At 41.8% G+C, this 18,279-nt stretch carries 17 protein-coding genes; all 17 read left to right on the forward strand.

The annotated features are described in order from the left end of the window. A partial coding sequence (locus Q0688_RS22865; protein WP_299082809.1) for a hypothetical protein occupies window positions 1-674 on the forward strand: 674 nt, incomplete at its 5' end. Between the two features lie 34 nt (window positions 675-708). Continuing rightward, window positions 709-2,589, forward strand: a complete 1,881-nt coding sequence (locus tag Q0688_RS22870) for a terminase gpA endonuclease subunit (protein ID WP_299082811.1) — start codon at window positions 709-711, stop codon at window positions 2,587-2,589. Further along, window positions 2,576-2,830, forward strand: a complete 255-nt coding sequence (locus Q0688_RS22875) for a hypothetical protein (RefSeq protein ID WP_299082813.1) — start codon at window positions 2,576-2,578, stop codon at window positions 2,828-2,830. Before Q0688_RS22870 ends, Q0688_RS22875 begins: the two co-directional genes overlap by 14 nt. Further along, a complete protein-coding gene (locus Q0688_RS22880) occupies window positions 2,827-3,033 on the forward strand; it encodes a hypothetical protein (RefSeq protein WP_299082815.1) in 207 nt (68 codons plus the stop codon). The genes Q0688_RS22875 and Q0688_RS22880 overlap by 4 nt, the downstream gene beginning before the upstream one ends. Next, complete coding sequence (locus Q0688_RS22885) at window positions 3,033-4,484, forward strand: phage portal protein (protein WP_299082817.1); 1,452 nt, start codon at window positions 3,033-3,035, stop codon at window positions 4,482-4,484. The genes Q0688_RS22880 and Q0688_RS22885 overlap by 1 nt, the downstream gene beginning before the upstream one ends. A gap of 69 nt (window positions 4,485-4,553) precedes the next feature. Beyond that, window positions 4,554-6,470 (forward strand): prohead protease/major capsid protein fusion protein, encoded by a 1,917-nt coding sequence (locus tag Q0688_RS22890; RefSeq protein ID WP_299082819.1) that lies wholly within the window; start codon window positions 4,554-4,556, stop codon window positions 6,468-6,470. A 3-nt stretch (window positions 6,471-6,473) separates the two neighbouring features. Next, the gene (locus tag Q0688_RS22895) at window positions 6,474-6,818 is read left to right on the forward strand and encodes a DUF2190 family protein (protein WP_299082821.1); all 345 of its coding nucleotides are present in this window, start codon (window positions 6,474-6,476) and stop codon (window positions 6,816-6,818) included. Further along, entirely contained in the window at window positions 6,818-7,117 is a 300-nt protein-coding gene (locus Q0688_RS22900) for a hypothetical protein (RefSeq protein ID WP_299082823.1), read from the forward strand. The genes Q0688_RS22895 and Q0688_RS22900 overlap by 1 nt, the downstream gene beginning before the upstream one ends. Before the next feature lie 25 nt (window positions 7,118-7,142). After that, on the forward strand, window positions 7,143-7,442 hold the full coding sequence (locus Q0688_RS22905) for a hypothetical protein (RefSeq protein WP_299082824.1): 300 nt from the start codon (window positions 7,143-7,145) through the stop codon (window positions 7,440-7,442). 7 nt (window positions 7,443-7,449) lie between these two features. Further along, a complete protein-coding gene (locus tag Q0688_RS22910; protein ID WP_299082826.1) occupies window positions 7,450-7,872 on the forward strand; it encodes a hypothetical protein in 423 nt (140 codons plus the stop codon). 13 nt (window positions 7,873-7,885) lie between these two features. Further along, window positions 7,886-8,347: a hypothetical protein gene (locus Q0688_RS22915; protein WP_299082827.1), complete on the forward strand. Its 462-nt coding sequence runs from the start codon at window positions 7,886-7,888 to the stop codon at window positions 8,345-8,347. Window positions 8,348-8,365: 18 nt separating this feature from the next. Next, window positions 8,366-8,770, forward strand: a complete 405-nt coding sequence (locus Q0688_RS22920) for a hypothetical protein (RefSeq protein WP_299082829.1) — start codon at window positions 8,366-8,368, stop codon at window positions 8,768-8,770. Window positions 8,771-9,197: 427 nt separating this feature from the next. Beyond that, on the forward strand, window positions 9,198-13,523 hold the full coding sequence (locus Q0688_RS22925) for a hypothetical protein (RefSeq protein WP_299082831.1): 4,326 nt from the start codon (window positions 9,198-9,200) through the stop codon (window positions 13,521-13,523). Continuing rightward, window positions 13,523-14,986 (forward strand): hypothetical protein, encoded by a 1,464-nt coding sequence (locus tag Q0688_RS22930; RefSeq protein ID WP_299082832.1) that lies wholly within the window; start codon window positions 13,523-13,525, stop codon window positions 14,984-14,986. The genes Q0688_RS22925 and Q0688_RS22930 overlap by 1 nt, the downstream gene beginning before the upstream one ends. Further along, the gene (locus tag Q0688_RS22935; RefSeq protein ID WP_299082833.1) at window positions 14,986-16,962 is read left to right on the forward strand and encodes a hypothetical protein; all 1,977 of its coding nucleotides are present in this window, start codon (window positions 14,986-14,988) and stop codon (window positions 16,960-16,962) included. Before Q0688_RS22930 ends, Q0688_RS22935 begins: the two co-directional genes overlap by 1 nt. A 2-nt stretch (window positions 16,963-16,964) precedes the next feature. Next, the gene (locus Q0688_RS22940) at window positions 16,965-17,306 is read left to right on the forward strand and encodes a hypothetical protein (RefSeq protein WP_299082835.1); all 342 of its coding nucleotides are present in this window, start codon (window positions 16,965-16,967) and stop codon (window positions 17,304-17,306) included. 33 nt (window positions 17,307-17,339) lie between these two features. Then, on the forward strand, window positions 17,340-18,279 hold a 940-nt coding region (locus tag Q0688_RS22945; protein WP_299082837.1), incomplete at its 3' end, for a hypothetical protein.

Raw genomic sequence — 18,279 nt, forward strand, 5'->3', positions numbered from 1 at the left:
GGGCGAAGCGACCCCGAAAAAGCGCTAGTAAATTATTTTTAATTAGTCACTTACAACGACTGTTTTACACATTAGGCTTACAACTGACAAAAATGTCAAATTACACTGACAACGAGATAACTGTAGCTGAGTTCGGAAGAAGACGGGGTGTTACGCGTCAAACAGCTCACAACTACAAGCAGGACGGTCGTTTGATGCTTACCAGTGATGGTAAGCGAGTTAAATATAAAGAAAGTTTAGTTAGCTTAAAAAAAACAGCACATATGCATGGTTTTGCTAATGAATGTCATGCAGCGAAAGAGCGAGCAGAAATAAACCTGAATAATGAGAAATCATTTGACGATCTGAAAGACGATGTTAATAGCACTCAGTTAGATTTAGAAACGCAAAACGCTAAAGATCTTTTTGATAATGCTCGTGCTTTACGTGAAAAATCTGCTGCATTGCAAGCAGCAGCAGAGCATGAAAAGTTTATGGGAACTTTGGTTAGCTTAGAGAAAATTGAAAAAATTCTTTTTGAACGATCAAGGCAATGTAGGGATGGGCTAATGACAAGCGCTAGAAGCATGGCTCCAATAATTGCAGGGAAGCAAGATATCGCAGAGATAGAAAACTTTTTGACTCAAGAATATAGGAGGCTATTAGAAAATTTTGCAAAACTGCCAATCATCTAACAGTATTATAGAAAAGTCTTTCTATTCTGGTTTTATGCCAGATTTAGATTTGTCTGTAGATGAATGGTCAGACAGGCACATGATTATCCCTAAGTCTTCAGGGAGTAATGAATATGGACCTTACAAGACAAGCAGGACACCACATGCACGCGAAGTAATGCAAGCATTGTCAGACAATCATCCGTGTAAAAGAGTTGTTTGTATGGTTGCATCTCAGATGTTTAAAACACAAACCGCGTTAAATTGGCTTGGATCGACAATACATCAATCGCCGTCGAATTTTTTGTGGTTAATGCCAACAGGGAAACTTCATAAACGTATCGCGGCTCGTATCGATAAAACAATAGCTGCTGTCCCTGAGTTAAAAGAACGTGTTGCTAAACCAAATTCACGAGAGGCACAGAATAACTTAGATACTAAAGAATATATCGGCGGCGCTTTATTTATTGCTACTGCGGGCGCTGCTGCAAACTTATCAGAAGTACCCGCAAGAAGGGTTGCATTTGATGAAATAGATCGTGCTGATGCAAATGTTGAGGGTGAGGGTGATCCGGTAAAGCTTGCTGAGGCTCGGCAAACGACATTCGCACATAATAAAAAATCTTATTATTACTCAAGTCCAACAATTGAGGGCGAATCAAAAATACATGATTTATTTAACCTTGGGACACAGAGATATGCTCTAGCTGAATGCGTGCATTGTGGTCATGCTCAAGAAATGGTGTTTGAAAGACTTGTGTTATCAGATGATGGACAGAATGCAATATACCCATGTATAGAATGTGGTGGTGTTCATCATGAGTCGGATAAAACGAAGATGTTTTCTAAGGGCTTATGGTCTGACGGCGTGGCAGGGGATGGCGAAACACAATCATTTTGTGCTAATGCAATGTTCTTGCCTTATGGTTGGTTGTCTTGGCGTGATTTGATGAGAGAGTATGAGGCTGCAAAAGAGTTACTAGAGCAGGGTATAGAAGAAACAATGATTGTTTTCTATAACACTCGACTTGCTCGTTGTTGGGAGCGCAAAAAAGAACAAACAAAGCACGATGTATTAATGGCAAGAGCTGAGCCTTATGATTTTGGTCAGGTTCCAGAAGAAGCATTGTACATTACTGCTGCCGTGGATACCCAAGATAACAGGCTTGAATATAAAGCTGTTGCATGGGGTGAAAAAATGGAACGCTGGGTGTTGGACTATAAAGTTTTATATGGTTCTCCAGGTGATGAGGAATTATGGAGTCAATTAGATCAAATATTGTTGGCTGGTTATGACCACCCATTAGGCGTTACTTTACCCATAGAAACAACTTTTATAGATACAGGGGGGCATTTCACGCAAGAGGTATATAACTTCGTCAGAGGAAAGCAAAAACGCGGCGTATTTGGGATAAAAGGCGTGAGTCAGCCTGGTAAACCTATATTAGGGAAAAGATCTCCTGTAGATATTAATTATCAAGGTAAATTTTTGAAAAACGGCGCTTATATATGGATGATTGGAACGGATACCGCCAAAGATTACATCATGGCAGGTTGGAAAAGGGCAGAGGGTAAAGGGTGTACGCATTTTAGCCACCAATTAGAAGAGCAATACTATAAGCAATTGGTGGCAGAGTATCGAACACTTAGAACATACAGAGGTAAAAAAGTTTCTGCATGGGATTTAAAGGAAGGTGATAGGAATGAAGCCGGTGATTTGATGGTGTATAACCTCGCTGCTGCGCATTTTATAGGCCTTCATACAATGACAGAAAGACAATTTCAATTAAGAAGAAATAATTTAATAAAATGGAAAAAAGAAGAAATAATTAAAAGTCCTGAAGTAGCCCCGCAGAAAAGAGCTAAATCGAATACATTCAGAAGAGGTCGTAACTTGATGAGTACATTAAGGGGTAGGATAAATGGACGTAATTGATCGGATGCAAGAATTGTTGACAGAAAATTCTATACCTATTGATAAGACTAAAGATATTTGCAAAATTATAAGATATGAATTTGCTGGTCAGTTAGTGTATATAACCAAACGCCCCAAAAGCTTGCATTCTGATATATCCAAACAACTGGATTTAAGAGGCGATCTTAGAGAAATAGCGAGGCAATATAGTGTGTCAGTGAATACAGTTAGACGTATTTTAAATAGAAGGCGTAAAAAATGAGTTTTACAACAGCCCAATTAGATGCAATTGAATCAGCTATAGCTAGCGGTGAATTAAAGGTGTCTTTTGGAGATAGGGAGGTTGTGTACCGGAGCATTGAGGATTTATTAAAAGCAAGAAAAGTTGTTAGGGCTGGTTTAGAAGAGTCAGGGGCAATTAAAAAACGTAATAGATATTCATTTGTTTCAAGGAATATGAATTAATGAACCTTATCGATGAGGTTGTAGGTGTTTTTGATCCTGTAGCTAAACTTAATAGATTGCGTGCCCGTAAAGCACTAGATATTATTCACAAAAGAAGTTATGACGGCGCAAGATCAGGGCGGCGTACTAATGGGTGGGTAGCTGGTAGCACATCAGCTAATTCTGAATTAGCACCTAGTCTTACTAGTCTAAGAAATAGATCAAGAGATTTGGTTAGAAACAATCCTTATGCGTCAAAAGTTATACGAGTATTAACGTCCAATGTTGTTGGCACTGGAATAATGCCAAACATAGAGGATAAAAAAACAGCCGAATTATGGGAGATGTGGGCGCTTGAAGTTGATCAATGTGATGCTGATGGATGTTTTGATTTTTTAGGTCTTCAGAGTTTAATAGCCCGTACTATATTTGAGTCTGGTGAATGTATTGTTCGTTTACGACATAGAAGGCCATCAGATAACTTAGTTGTGCCCTTGCAATTGCAGGTTTTAGAGCCTGATTATTTAGATTCTAATAAGTTTGAAAAGCTTAAGAATGGCGGTTATATACAATATGGTATTGAATATAACGCTTTAGGTAAGCGCGTTGCTTATTGGTTATTTAAAGAACATCCAGGAGAAAACAGCCCTTTAGCTAAAGGAATTAAATCTTTCAGGGTAGTTGCAGATGATGTTATCCATATTTATGAGAAAAATAGGCCAGGACAGTCAAGGGGCGTGCCTATTTTATCATCTTGCATGATGACAGCTAATGATCTTGATGAATATGAAGAAGCAACACTTGTTAGGAAAGCGGCAGAAGCATGCATCACAGCAGTTGTAAATACCGATGATAGTGGCTCATCTATTGCTCCATCTAGTACTGATGCAGAAGGAAGAAGGATTGAGGAATTGTCACCTGGTATGGTTGAATATCTGGGCACAAATGAATCTATCACTTTTAATAATCCACCTGCATCCGTTGGTTATAGTGAATATGTAAGTAACAGATTGCACTCTATTGCTGCAGGGGCTGGCGTTACTTACGAACAAATGACTGGTGATTTATCAAAGGTGAATTATTCTTCTATTCGTGCTGGTATGTTAGATTTTAGGCGAGAAGTTGAACAATTCCAATGGTTGGTTTTTGTGCCTATGTTATGTCGTAAAGTTATTCGTGCTTGGGGCAAAAAAGCCGAATTAACAGGTGGTCGCATAAAATTACCCGCAAGGGTGGAATGGACTACACCTAGATTTGATTGGGTTGATCCATTAAAAGACGTTAAAAGCGAAACAGAAGAGCTTATTTCAAGTAGAAAGACATTTTCTCAATCAGCGCGTGAACGTGGGTTCAATCCTAATTCATTATTAGAAGAATTGGCCAAAGATAGAGAAATGTTTAAGAAAAAAGGCATCCCATATCCATATGACACCCCTGTCGATCCTGACAAAAAAGATAACACATTCATTTAGTGTCAAATTTTATATTTTTGTAATCTAGGTAATAGTCTAATACATTAAAGTCATTCTTGGTTTTAATGTATGCCAGAGCAAATATTAACTAGAAATATCGATTTATCGACAGCTACTCGAAGCGAGGATAGCGAGTCGAATCTTGTTTTAGAGTTCCCCTTCTCTTCAGAAACGCCATATCAAAGAGATACATTTTTTAGTGAGCCTTGGATTGAGGTATTAGGCCATAAATCCAGTGAGGTTGATTTATCTCGCCTGGAAGATGGCGCGCCAGTGCTTCTTAATCATGGTTATAGCAAAACATCAGAAACAGGCTTGCGGGCAATCGGAGCTACTACAGGTGCATTTATTAGAGACGGTAAAGGGTACGTTTCAATAAAGCTATCTAGGCGCGATGACATGAAGCCTATTCTGCAAGATATAAATGACGGATTAATACGCAATGTAAGTGTTGGTTACAAAATTATTGATACAAAAATAACCAAAAGAAGCGTAGATGCTCCTGATGAAATAAGGGTTACTAACTGGTTACCTATGGAAGTAACTTTATGTGATGTGCCAGCAGATGCAACGGTTGGAATCGGACGATCAATAAATGAGGATGAAGAAATGCCAAAGCAAAATATTAAAGAAGATGAACCAAATGTTGTAGATGCTGTAAGAGAAGAGTCGCAGCCAGTTATTCAAGAAAAGCCAGTCATTGATGAGCAGAAAATTCAAGATTCCGCAATTAAGGCAGAGCGCAAGCGATCGGCTGAAATTAATAAAGCCGTGCGTGGCGCGGGGTTAGATGATTCTGTTGCAGAAAGAATGATTTCAGAAGGTGTATCGATTGAGCATGCTAGAGAGCAAGTGATTAATCTTCTTGCAGAGCGTACAGAAAAAACAGATACAACTAGCCGCGCTGATATTCATACTATCGTTGATGAGACAGAAACTAGGCGTGAAATGATGGGCGCTGCTTTATTGCATCGCTATGATCCATCAAAAGAGCTGCCAGAAGGCGCAAGACAATACCGAGGTTTATCATTGCTGGAAATGACACGAGAAAATATGCGCGTCAGGGGTGTGGATGATAAAGGGATGGATCGTTTGCAGGTTGCAACGCGTGCATTTGAATCAACATCCGATTTGCCGGATGTTCTTGCTGATGTAGCAAACAAAACATTGCGACAGGCTTATGAGGCTGCACCACGTACCTTCCAGCCTTGGGCGCGTCAATCCTCAGCGTCAGACTTTAAATCTATTAATCGAATGACATTATCTGATGCACCTGCATTAGAAACCGTTAATGAGAATGGAGAATTTAAACGAGGTGCTGTTACAGACGGCAAAGAGTCTTATCAACTTGCTACAGTCGGAAAGATTATCGGACTTACGCGACAAGCAATCATTAATGATGATTTAAATTCGTTTACTCGCATTCCTTCAATGTTTGCTACTGCAGCAGCTAATTATGAGTCAGATACCGTTTATGGAATTTTGACTGGCAATGCGGCTTTATCAGATGGAGACGCTTTATTTCACGCAAACCATGTAAATCTAACATCAACAGGTACGGTGATATCAGTTAATTCGTTAAGCAAAGGCCGAGAGATGTTGCGCAAGCAAAAGACACCTAAGAAGGTGGTTATGAATTTGCGCCCACGTTTCTTGCTTGTTCCTGCTGCATTAGAAACCATTGCGACACAGTTTGTTAGTTCTAATTATGTTGCTAATCAGTCAAATACAATCAATCCATTTGCGGGTGCTCTTGAGGTTATCTCTGAGGCTAGGTTGGATGATGATAGTGCGACAGCATGGTATTTATTGGCTGATAACAACCAGATCGATACGGTTGAGTATGCTTATTTAGAAGGTAATAACGGCGTATTTATTGAGACTCGTCAAGGCTTTGACGTGGATGGTATGGAAATCAAGGCTAGGTTAGATTTTGCCGCAAAAGCTATTGATTATCGCGGCGTGTATAAAAACAACGGAGCTTAATAGATGAAAAACTTTATTCAACCTGGTAACACTCTTGATTTAACACCAAGCTCGGATGTTGCGTCTGGCACTGGTTTCCGATTTGGCACAAGTCTTTTTGGAGTTGCTGTCAATGACGTGTCAAGCGGACAATCTGGAGCATTTTTAGTTGAGGGTGTGGTCGAAATCGCTAAAACAAGCGCTTTAGCTGTGTCCGTAGGTGAGCGACTTTTTTGGAATGTTGCGAATAGTGTTGTAAACAAAACGTCAACATCTCAACAGTGTGTAGGTATTGCTATTGAAGATGCTGCAAATCCTAGTGATACGGTAAAAATGAAAATTGGTTCATTTAATGCTGTAGGCGACTAATGCCCACTCCATTTGCTGCGCTTGAGCAAAGTGTAAATGGGGTAGTTGTTGATAATTTATCCAATAAGACTTTGATCATAGACTCTGTAAGTGTAGACGGTATTTTTGATGATACATATATTGAAGCTGGTTTTGTTGAGTCGTCTAATCCGATGTTTACAGCAAAATCAGACGATATGCCAAGTGTTGCACAAGGTCAGAAAGCGGTAGATGGGGCAAAGCAATATGAAATCGTTAGTGTTCAGCCTGATGGAACAGGAATGACAACAATAGAATTAAGGCTTGAATGGCTCACATAAGACAACACGTTAATAAAGATTATTTATGAAAAAGTACAAAGTAGCGTGCAAAGTTCTAAAAGTGCCAGGTGGTGTTGTTCAGCTTGCCGATAGTCAAGTCAAAACTAGAGCTGATTGTTTGACCGATTTAGGTCGAAATCGTTATGAGGTAATGAAGCCTGTTGAGTTTAAGAAAGGCGATGTTTTAGGGTTGGCAGAAAGCACGCATAAATATGCATCTAATGCGTTGGAGTTAATTGATGGTGATGCCAAAACAAAAACCAAAGCGCCGCCAGTTGATATAGATCATAGCTGCGATGGGTCTGCCGAGTCTAAGCAAAGCTAGGCCTTGAATGGCTCACATAAGACAGCAACTGCGTGACAAGATAAAACCGATGCTGGAAACAGCAACTGGTAGGCCCGTTTTTTTAAGTAGGGTTAAGACAATTAGTCCAGACGAACTTCCATGCATGATTGTGACAACTAACAACGAAGCATCTGAGCCTTTGACAGTTGGCAAATCCAGGACTCGCATTATTGAGCTTGCTATACATGTATATGAAAGAGCTTTTGATGATGTTGACGACATAATTGATAGTCTTTGTGTGCAGATCGAGAATGCAATATTAAATGACACAACAATATCATCTAAAAATATTGATTTAGATGAAGTTTCAATAGAAATCTCGAATGAAGGAGATCAACCAATCGCTGTTGCTACTATGCTATACGCTGCAAAATTTGTTGGTGTGAGAGATCCAGAACAATTGATTTAATAGGAGAATAGAAATGACAGTTCGTACAACGGTGGGAACAACTCTAAAAGTAACATCAGCCGCGCCAGCAACGTTTGATGTGGCAGGTTATGCGGCGCTTACATTTACAACTGTAGGTGAAATAACGAATCTTGGCGAGTTTGGCTCAGAAGCCACATTAATCACGCATTCATCCATTGATAACAAGATCATTAGAAAGTTTAAAGGATCGGTAAACATTGGATCGATGAATATGACATTAGGCTTGGATACCGACGATGCAGGACAGATTCTTATGAAGGCTGGTCAGGCTTTAGATTTGCCTTCAGCTTTTGAGCTTACCACCCAAAATGGTGATATTTATTATTTTCAGGCCATGATCATGAGCTTTAAGCCTAACCCAGCAGGTGTCGATGATGTTCTGACAGCTAGTTGCACGCTCGAGTTGACTGGTCAGTCAGGCGGCACAGGAATTGTTGAAGACTTGGCGGCTTAATAACAAAAAGGATATTTAATGGATAACAAAATCGAGGATTTTAGTCAGTATTTTCTTGAAGAAACTAGTGTTCTTGATTTGGATCTGCCAAATGGAGATCCTATGAAATATTGTGATAAGCAGGTTCGTGTTCATTTGTTTGGCCCTGCTACTGATCAATATGAAAAAGCTAGTCAATCTCTGCAGAGAGAGGCTACCAAACGAGCAATGAATTCTGTCGGAACCAAAAACAGGAAGACTAAAGAAGACGCTGACTCGGACATTCGATTTCTATTAGCTATTACAGATAGGTTTGAGAACTTCCCATATCCAGGTGGGGCAGAAGCTATTTTTAGGGAATTGAAGCTTAAATACATTCAAGACCAAATAAAAGAGCATCTGGCTGAATTGGGAAACTTCTTCGGTGGTACGAAGAAAGCCTAACCCTATATGCAAAACAGCTTGGGTGGTTGCACTCACGCCCAACTGGTAAGGACAAGAGAAATAATGTAACAAGGCTTGAGCAGTTGGTTAGTGATGGAATTCAACCATTACTGCCAGAGTTGGATGAAGTTTCATATATTTCTCAGCATTGGAATAATCTGGGAATGGTGCAGGGCGGTACTTATGGCCCGTCTGTAATAAGTTCGCAGGAAATTCTAGCATGGCAGCAATTGTCATGTGTGAGTATAACCTCATGGGAATTTGTGGTTATTAGGAAGATGTCCAGCGCATACATAGCAATGTTGAGCGAGGGCGAGAAGGAAGACACTAAACCACCATACGGCGTATCAATTGACGTTGTTGATAGAGATCAGGTTGAGAAAAGTGTACGTAGCATGTTCAGATCCTTCATGGCGGCAGACAGAAAATGACAAAAGCTTTTATTGATATAGTAGGGCGAGATTTCACGGATGCTGCATTTCAGTCAGCATCTCGTGGTCTTAAGTCCGTTGCTGGTGAAGCTTTGAGAACTGCTGCTCAGATAGCCGGTATCGGCCTCAGTCTGAACGCAATCAAAAACGTAATCAAAGAAACAACAAGGCTTAATCAACAATATCAAGAATTAGGAATTTCACTAGGTGTTGTTGGGCGAAATGTCGGCATTCAGCGTGCAGAGATGGATGCGACTGCTGTATCTCTTCAAAAGATGGGCATATCCATGATCGAGTCGAGGCGTACAGTGTTAAAGCTTGCCTCTGCTCATCTTGACTTATCCAAAGCCGAAGAATTAGCAGACTTAGCACGTAATGCGGCTATTGTAGGACAAACAAATACTTCTGAGGCATTAGGTAGAATTGTTCATGGCATACGATCAGCTGAGCTTGAGGTACTGAAAACTATCGGGATAACGGTAAGTTTTGAGCAGTCATACAAGGATCTTGCTGCACAGCTTGGAAAAACCACGAAAGATTTAACGCAGAGTGAAAAGCAGACAGCAAGATTGAATGTTGTTTTGGCTGAGGCACCTGCTTTAGCAGGTTTATACGCTGCGGCAATGGGTAATGCTGGAAAGCAATTTCGATCTACTGATCGTTTAGTAGAAAATCTAAAGGTCAGGATCGGTGGATTATTTGATCTTTCAGCACGGTTCTTAATTACTGCATATACCAGCTCGTTAAAAGACTTAGATAGCCAAATAGACGACATAACCAGCAATGGTGATATGGAGCGATGGGGTGATGATACCGCACGTTTATTGTCTATTATTGCCGACTCTGCACGCGGCGTTGTTTCTGTCTTTAATATTGTTGGCATGACGATTGGAGCAGCTGCAGCCCAGGCTGCGGCAATTGCCAACCTTGATTTTTCTGCTGTAGGAGAAATACAAAATGCACTAAATGCTGATATTGATGCAGAGATCAATGGATTAACAAAATATCAGGATGCTTTAGAGGCGCAGATTGTCGAAAGGAATTTATTATCTGATGCTGTTACTGGCAATAGTAATGCATTAAAAGAACAATCTGAAGAACAAGAAAACGTAACTAACACAACAAAAAAAGGTCGGGCTGAAGCCGCAAGGTTCTTAGAATCACTTAAAAAACAAGCGAAAGAAGCTGGTTTAACTGGTGTTGCTTTATTGAAAGCAAGGGCTGCTTTGTTGGGTAAAACCGAGGCTGCTGCTAAGGATATTGCCATCATTGAGAAACAGATACAGGCAGAAAATAAGCAGCAAGAGGCGGCTCGTGCGTTAGCATCAGACCTTCAAGAAATTGGACAAATAACAGAATCAGTTGCAACAAGTCAGGAGCGTTTGGATGCCAAGATTTCCAATCTTGATCGATTGCGTAAAGTTACTGATGAAACTGGCAAGCTTGTTCTTTCACAGGAAGACTATAACAGGGCGGTAGCGGCTGCACACAAAGAGTTTGACGAGTTGGAAAATAAAGCTGATCAGACTTTTAACAGTATTGACCAGTTTACCAAGCAAGCAGCGCGAAATATCCAAACAACTTTAGCAGAAAGTCTAACAAAAACATTCAAAGGTGAATTTGATGGAATTGTTGATCTAGCTAAAAATACAGTCACCAAGATAGCCGCTGAATTTGCTGCATTAAAAACGGCTGAATTTTTAGGACTCGGTGAGTTATTTAATGGTGACTCAGTATCGGGCGGCTCATTTAGTCAATCTAACATAAGTGATTCGATATCAACAGGTATAACCTCTGCATTGAAGCTAGCTGGTGATGCTTTTGGCTCGGATGCGTTTGATTCTTTTGATAAGGCGCTTGGACGCAGCGCTACATTTAATAACACTGGCGGCGCGGGAACTGCGTTTATTGGTGGGACAGGTACAGCAATAGGCGGTACTGGCCAGAATGGTTTAAGTGAATCAATCGATGTTGTATCACAAGGCGTAAGTAGAGCCATAGCAAACGCAAATCCTGCAGCTGGTGGCGTGACTGCATTAGTTGGAAAAGCGACAGGAGCAAGTGACTTAACTACTGGATTGGCTGCTGCTGCTGCGACATTCGGGGGGCCGATTGGGTTGGGTGTTGGCGCTGGTTTGATAGCTGTCGACTTCCTAGAGAAGAAATTCGGAGACTTTAAACTAGGCAAGGTCGGAAGTGATGCAAGGCGGAATTTAGATATTGCATCCCTAGGGGCCACATTTACAACAAGAAAAGTTGCCGAGGCAATAGGGCTTCCTGACATAACCACATTGGTGTTAAAAGCGCTATTCGGTCGCGGCCCGTTAAAGCAGAAAACAACTGAGCTAACCGGAACTGTTGGCGCTGAAGGCTTTGAAGATGGGTTATTAAGAACCAAGTTCAAAGCGAGCGGAAGTTTATTTAAAAGTAGTAAGAAAGATTTCATTGCTGTCGATGAAGCTGGCAATACATTAACCGACAACGATAAAGCGCTAGGCGGATTAGTCGACAATGTGTCGTCCTTTGCTAGAGAAGTATTTTTAACGTTTGACGAAGCCCTCAACGGAACCTCTAGCGCGTTGGTAGATATCGCTGACAACCTGGGGATAAGCACAGACGGGATAGATTCATTTAGCCGTGAAGTATCGCTAATTTCTGAAAAAGGGAAACTTCTATCTGAAGAACAAGTATCCGATGAATTAACCAGAATTACTAATGCCTTAACTGATGCTTTATTACCAGGGCTGGACGATCTATCAAAAGCTGGGGAATCGTCTAAAGATACGTTATCCAGGTTAAACGATGAATTTGATTTATTGGTTGGAGGGGCGACTGTTTTAGGCTTGTCTTTGGCTGATGCAAGGTCTGAGATATTAGGTATATCTTTTGATGGTCGTACAGACCTTGTAGATGCTCTTGGTGGCATTGATGAGCTGGCAGGAAACCTTCAGTTCTTTTCTAAAAACTTTCTGACAGATGCGGAGAACATACGCATCGCCACTGAATCAATTGATGCAGTATTAAGTGAATTTGGTACAAGTTTAAATGAGCTAACTATAGAAGAGTTTGGTGATTTAACCCAGTCTTTTCTAGGTTTGGGTGTGGAAGGCGCTGAAGCAGTCAGGCAACTGTTTGACGTTCAGGAAGCATTTGTAAATACCAAGAACGCACTAAAAGAAGCTACTGGAGCAGCAAACGAATTTGCAGAAACGACCAGAAGCGTCACTCAAATAAGAGCGAGCCTTGTTGCGTCATACAACAAAGAACGCATAGCATTACAAGATGTAGTCTCTGAGTTTGACAACCTTTCCAATACATTACTCAGCTTCAAGGACAGGTTAAGACTTGGCGAATTATCACCATTAACACCAGGCCAGAAGCTTGATGACGCAAGGCAGCAATTTAATGAGACAAGAAGGCTTGCTCAGGGCGGCGATGCAGATGCAATTGCCAAGCTTCCAGAAATAGCACAAAGCTTCTTGCAAGCATCACAAACATTCAATGCTTCTGGTGGCACATTCACAAGTGATTTCAACTTTGTGCAATCAGTGCTTGATAGTGTTGGCGCGGTTGCTCAGACAGAAGCAGACTTGGCAAGATTACAGCTTACAGAGCTTGAATCAACTGTTACGAAGCTGGTTGATATTGATCAGGGGATATCTAACGTTGATGATTCTATTAAAGAATTTGCTAATGCAATAACGGATATTGTCACCGGAGAGGGAAATTCATCACTAACTCAAAGCCAGATTATCGAGGGAACATCAGGCTCACTTTCTTCAGGAATAGATTTTGTATCGTCAAGCGGCGCAAATAGAGAGCAAATAGCTGATGCGCACAATATAACGCAGGCTGAATTATCAAAAGTTTCTGGCGGCCTCACAATATCAGACGATGAAATATTCAGATTCATTGAGGCGAACGCTAATAATATCCCTCTTATACACAAGACTGCCGAAGAATTTGGCATTGATTCAAATCGTATAGCTTCAGTGCTTGGCACAACTCAAGAAGACATATTGAGAATCGCCAGGGAGCATGGTTTAGCAGAGTTTGAAACGGGGACTGACTTTGTTCCTAACACCGGACTAGCATTAGTCCACAAAGGTGAAGCTGTAACACCTTCTAGCGTACCTGATGAGATCAAACTGTTAAGAGAAGAAATAATACAGCTAAGAGAAGACCAGAACCGACAAACAGAGGCTTTAATTAATGTAACTCGTGATTCTTCTAATAAGAATGCTCAGATGATCATGAAAGCCAACAATGAATCTGATCAATCAAGAACCTGGCAGGATCGTAGCGCAGTGGAGGTTGCCTAATGCCAATTAACGATACTCAATATCAAGCATGGCTGGCAGATGATGATGCGATCAGATGCATTTTAGTTGAGGCTGATAATAACAATGGATCAGAGCAAACAGAATATCTATCAACCAAAGTATATTTTGATTCGTCTCTAGGCAGAGTTTATAAGCCCATTGTTAATGGTAGTTCTATTCAGGTGGTAGAGCGAGTTTCTTTGTCATCGAATAGTTTTTTATCGTTCGGCGACATTGAGATAAACAACCAGGATGGAAGTAGAGATGGCTGGCTTGATTATATTTGGACGAATAGAGCAGTCAAGGTTTTAATTGGCGATGTCAATTGGATTCGTTCTGATTTCAGAACAATATTCAACGGGATTATTGAGGATATTGATAGTGCGAATAGGGGCGTTTTAAATCTCAAAGTAAGAGACAAGCTACAACGCCTCAATATGCCTCTAACTGAGAATAAATTAGGTGGCGCAACCAAGAACAAAGATGAACTATTGCCACTTTGTTTTGGTGAAGTTCATAACATTACGCCATTACTTACAAATCCCAGCACGCTTGAGTATCAAGTACATGACGGGGCAATAGAGGACATCATAGAAGTTAGAGATAACGGAGTTCCCGTCTCATTTACTAAGAATTTACTCGATGGAAAGTTCACATTAAACCAATCTCCATTTGGACGCATCACAGCCAGTGTACAAGGATATAAGCCTGCAACTTGGATCAATACTATTGGCGATTTAATTAAAACTCTTACAACGTCATATGGAGACACAAATAATCGATTCGCCCTATCTGATATTGATGTTACGCAAGTTGATGCATTTAATGCAGCCAACCCATCACCTTTAGGTACTCACAAATCAACGCGCGATACAGTTTTAAATGTATGCAACAAATTAGCTAGAAGTATAGGTGCTCAATTAGTTATGAGCCGTGAAGGGCTGCTGAAATTAATTCAGGTTACTTTGCCAGCCACGGGAACACCAATAGAAATAACTCAAAACGATATTATTGAAGATACATTGCAGATAGCTGAGAAGGTAATCATTAAATCTGCAATAAAACTTGGCTTCGCTAAAAACTTGACTGTTCAGGATAATTTAGAAACAGGTATACCAGCAGAGCACAAAGAACTCTACAAGCAAGAATGGTTGACTGTTAAGCGTGAAGATGCCGCCGTAAAGAGCGCATATAAAATCGAATCAGAGCCTAAACAGATTGACACAATGTTATTGCGTGAAACTGATGCTATAGCAGAGGCAGACAGGCTATTAAACATCTACAAAGTTCCACGCTTCGTATTTAGCTTTGTGACAAGAGCAAAGTTTCTTAATACTAATCTAGGTGACACGGTTACATTAACTCACCCAAGATTTAACCTTGATCAAGGCAAAACTGGCGTTGTAATTGGACTCTCTACGAGTTGGCAGAATAGCCGAGTTAGAATGGAGGTGCTTATCTAATGGCTTCCGTTATTAATGATCGTGACGTTTTATTGCAAGCAGCAAGCACAAGACTTATAGCAGTCGACTTGCCGCCGCTGATAAATATACCAGCTAATGCCACATTAAATAATGTTCCTGTTCAGGTTGTTATCGATAATGCTGCAGGCGGTGATATCACAACGGACATTTTGTCAAACTCAGCCACAGCAATCACTGTAACTTCATCTAACCTATTTACTTATCCTGGGACAAGCCAAGCTGGTGTGTTTGTTGGGTCAGGCGGCATACAGGGAAGAAATCCATCGGGTGACGTTACCTTCTCATTGGCGTCTTTAGATGGGGACGCTGAGTTTGAGGGGACGATTAAGGCTGGCAGTGTTCTTACTAGCTCTATAACTTTATCAGGATCAGGCAGAACGCTATCTTTAATTGATGCTGGGGCCACAGGTTATACGAATACGCAATTACAGTCTGACTTGGATGCGGGCGTTGGAAACGTCTTGGCAGGTGTAGGCGGCAATTATACGATGACTATCGATAAAGATAACAGCCTTATCGTACTGAGTCATAAAGATGCTGTATATAACGGTGTAGCAGCGACAGGGAGCAATAAGCCAGCGTTAGGAATATCATCTGCGGGTATAGGCATGGGATATAACCGCTCTAGTGATGGGCAGTGGGTAAACTCTGTCACTATTAACGCATCAGGGCAAGCTGCATTTTCAGGCACAGTCAGCGCGAACAGCTTCATTTCGGTCGATGCCATAATACCAGGCACGGGATTTACCATACAGGATTTTGTTGATAAAACTAATGAAGTAGCAACAGGTGACAATACTGTAGCTATACTGGAGAACTCAGGCACAACCATTAACGTCAGTTCTTCGACCCTTTTTCAAACTTCTGCAGGTAATGGGGGGGTTTTCATTGGGGGTGGTGGGCTATTCGGGAGAGATTTGACGGGGGCTACCACTTTCTCTATTGACGGTGCATCAGGGGCGGTATCTGTGGTAGGAAATATTCTTGGAGGCTCTAACCTCAGCATACATGGTCAGGCCCGATTCAGGGGTAATTCTACGGTATCGAGCGTTGCGGCCGCTTGCCACGTAAACGAGTCAAGAACTAGCCCGAATGGGATAGTTGCTTTTAGCGACAATAGCGTAGCCGTCCAGGGCGTCGGGTCTCTTAATGCTGCGGGAGTTTTTGGTACGGCGCAGGGTTCGGGGACAGATGCAATACGTGGCCTTCATACAGGTAGTGGTAACGGCATCAAGGGAGTTGCGGCATTAAGCACAGGTTACGGCGTGTTTTGTCAGGGCAGATCCCGTGTAACAGGTGACTTGCACGTTGATGGAACGATATCAGGCGGGTCGTTTACCGCTACGCACGCAAATACAGCAGATAATGCAACGACAGCAGACTCAGCTACATTTGCGACAACTGCGGGATCTGCGAATTCTGTGGACGCCAGCAATATAACAGGATCTATAGACGCAGATACTATTGGTAGTTTTAATTCAAATCAGATAGCCCGTAGCCATCCATGCAACACAGGGACAGCTATTGTGTCTGGGGGGCAATCAGATATTGAAGTTATCGGGCCTCTTTTTGACACGGTGCGAACACGGGGGGACGGAAATAGGGTTTATATAGAGAACAAGCCGAGTGACGCGGTAACAAAGACAGGTATACAGCCGCAACCATTAGGCTACGATTTTTTGAACGCTATAGACCCAGTTATATTCCAGAGAGTAAATGAGCCAGGAAGATTTATTAATGGATTTACAGCTAATCGTATTGCGGCAGTAATAGGGCGTAGTGATAACCCCATAACAGCATGGAATGAGAATGGATGTATGACTATGGATCAAATATCTTTGATATCCCCTTTGGTCAAAGGATTTCAGCAGATGTCAAAGAGACTGGAAGAAGCGCAAGCAACCATCGCATCACTAAAATATGAAGTAGATTTATTAAAATCAAAGGAGCAATAGTTATGATTATTAAAGATATACCTGAAGAGGACGAAATTTTGAAGCCAACGAAACAGGCCATAGTTGGCTATGAGTGGAACATAGGAGGCAGCGTAAGAGTTCAAATCGGGGTTGGTGTTCAAGACGAAGACGGTAATTTGCTTCTGCACTCAAATCAACAGGTCGAGTACCGAGAAATTCTGGGGGAAAGATATAAGGAGTTGATGCGAGAAAAGGTGGATATTAACGGCAATATTACGAAGCCGATTAACTGCTTCAGGGAAGAGGATTTATGGGTGCAAATTGAGAAATTAAGGGGACTTGAAAAACTTTCAAGAGAACTAGGCGGCAATCATCGAGGCTAGGCGCGCCATTTTTAAGTTTACAGGAAATAAATAATGACTATAGATTTCGGCACAACAAATTCATCCAGGTACTACTCGACACCTGACAACGCGGTATTCACGCTTCCAGATAGCGATTGGTTTTGGGCTGCGGCAATTGAGGTTAGATTTGATGGCTCGGAGTTTGGTTACATTGTTTCCAGCGGTGCGCCTGCAGCGGGAACATTTAATTTGTGGTTGCAGCGATCATCCGGACCCCTATCTGTTACGTGTAAGACAGGTAACGATGCGTTCTTAAATAGTCCCACAGGACTCGCAACAGGCGATAGAGCTATCGTATACGCTACACGTAGGAGCAATCTGCTTTATTGTGGATTTTGCGAGGACGGGGGGACGGCTAGCGAATCATCTGGACAAGCCATATCAGGATCGTTCAACTCAGGCGGCAATTTAATAATTGGCACTAGGGGCGATCTGTCGGGAACCCGGCATTACAGGTCAGGTATTGAGTGGGTGGCCCTAAACACCACTGAGGGCATCACCGCAGCGCAGGCGCAAGCCATCGCGGGCGGCACGCCGTTGTTAGATAGCGCAGTAGGTACGAATGTATCTTATGCCCTTTCAATGAGCGCATCCAGCGCTACCATTGTTGATGCTGTTGCCGGATTAACTGCGACGCGAAACGGAACATCTTACCCTGCTGATACTGCTGACTTCTTTCACCCTTTGACGGCTGGTGGCGGGTCTGCGGTTAAGGGCGTGCGGGTAATATGGCGAGACAGAGCGGGCACGTTGTACCCAAGCAGAACTGGCCTAAGAATACGCTGGTATGATGAGACGGATCAATTTTCCTGGGGGACGGCTGTTGTTAACATAAACAACGGCACTTCTGCTGCTATAACCGCGGTAATTGAGGTGAATCTCGCTGGGTCCAGCCTTAACATCGGGCAAGAAGGCAGCCTACTGAGTTATGACGAGGACTTAGGGGACGATA

This window comes from uncultured Paraglaciecola sp. (assembly GCF_937123705.1).
Lineage (GTDB): Bacteria > Pseudomonadota > Gammaproteobacteria > Enterobacterales > Alteromonadaceae > Paraglaciecola.

Excerpts from the sequence above, each read along its gene's own strand:
- Q0688_RS22885 (WP_299082817.1), top strand. The coding sequence starts at position 3,033 with ATGAACCTTATCGATGAGGTTGTAGGTGTTTTTGATCCTGTAGCTAAA.
- Q0688_RS22895 (WP_299082821.1), top strand. The coding sequence starts at position 6,474 with ATGAAAAACTTTATTCAACCTGGTAACACTCTTGATTTAACACCAAGC.
- Q0688_RS22890 (WP_299082819.1), top strand. The coding sequence starts at position 4,554 with ATGCCAGAGCAAATATTAACTAGAAATATCGATTTATCGACAGCTACT.
- Q0688_RS22900 (WP_299082823.1), top strand. The coding sequence starts at position 6,818 with ATGCCCACTCCATTTGCTGCGCTTGAGCAAAGTGTAAATGGGGTAGTT.
- Q0688_RS22925 (WP_299082831.1), top strand. The coding sequence starts at position 9,198 with ATGACAAAAGCTTTTATTGATATAGTAGGGCGAGATTTCACGGATGCT.
- Q0688_RS22920 (WP_299082829.1), top strand. The coding sequence starts at position 8,366 with ATGGATAACAAAATCGAGGATTTTAGTCAGTATTTTCTTGAAGAAACT.
- Q0688_RS22875 (WP_299082813.1), top strand. The coding sequence starts at position 2,576 with ATGGACGTAATTGATCGGATGCAAGAATTGTTGACAGAAAATTCTATA.
- Q0688_RS22930 (WP_299082832.1), top strand. The coding sequence starts at position 13,523 with ATGCCAATTAACGATACTCAATATCAAGCATGGCTGGCAGATGATGAT.
- Q0688_RS22940 (WP_299082835.1), top strand. The coding sequence starts at position 16,965 with ATGATTATTAAAGATATACCTGAAGAGGACGAAATTTTGAAGCCAACG.
- Q0688_RS22905 (WP_299082824.1), top strand. The coding sequence starts at position 7,143 with ATGAAAAAGTACAAAGTAGCGTGCAAAGTTCTAAAAGTGCCAGGTGGT.
- Q0688_RS22915 (WP_299082827.1), top strand. The coding sequence starts at position 7,886 with ATGACAGTTCGTACAACGGTGGGAACAACTCTAAAAGTAACATCAGCC.
- Q0688_RS22880 (WP_299082815.1), top strand. The coding sequence starts at position 2,827 with ATGAGTTTTACAACAGCCCAATTAGATGCAATTGAATCAGCTATAGCT.
- Q0688_RS22935 (WP_299082833.1), top strand. The coding sequence starts at position 14,986 with ATGGCTTCCGTTATTAATGATCGTGACGTTTTATTGCAAGCAGCAAGC.
- Q0688_RS22910 (WP_299082826.1), top strand. The coding sequence starts at position 7,450 with ATGGCTCACATAAGACAGCAACTGCGTGACAAGATAAAACCGATGCTG.
- Q0688_RS22870 (WP_299082811.1), top strand. The coding sequence starts at position 709 with ATGCCAGATTTAGATTTGTCTGTAGATGAATGGTCAGACAGGCACATG.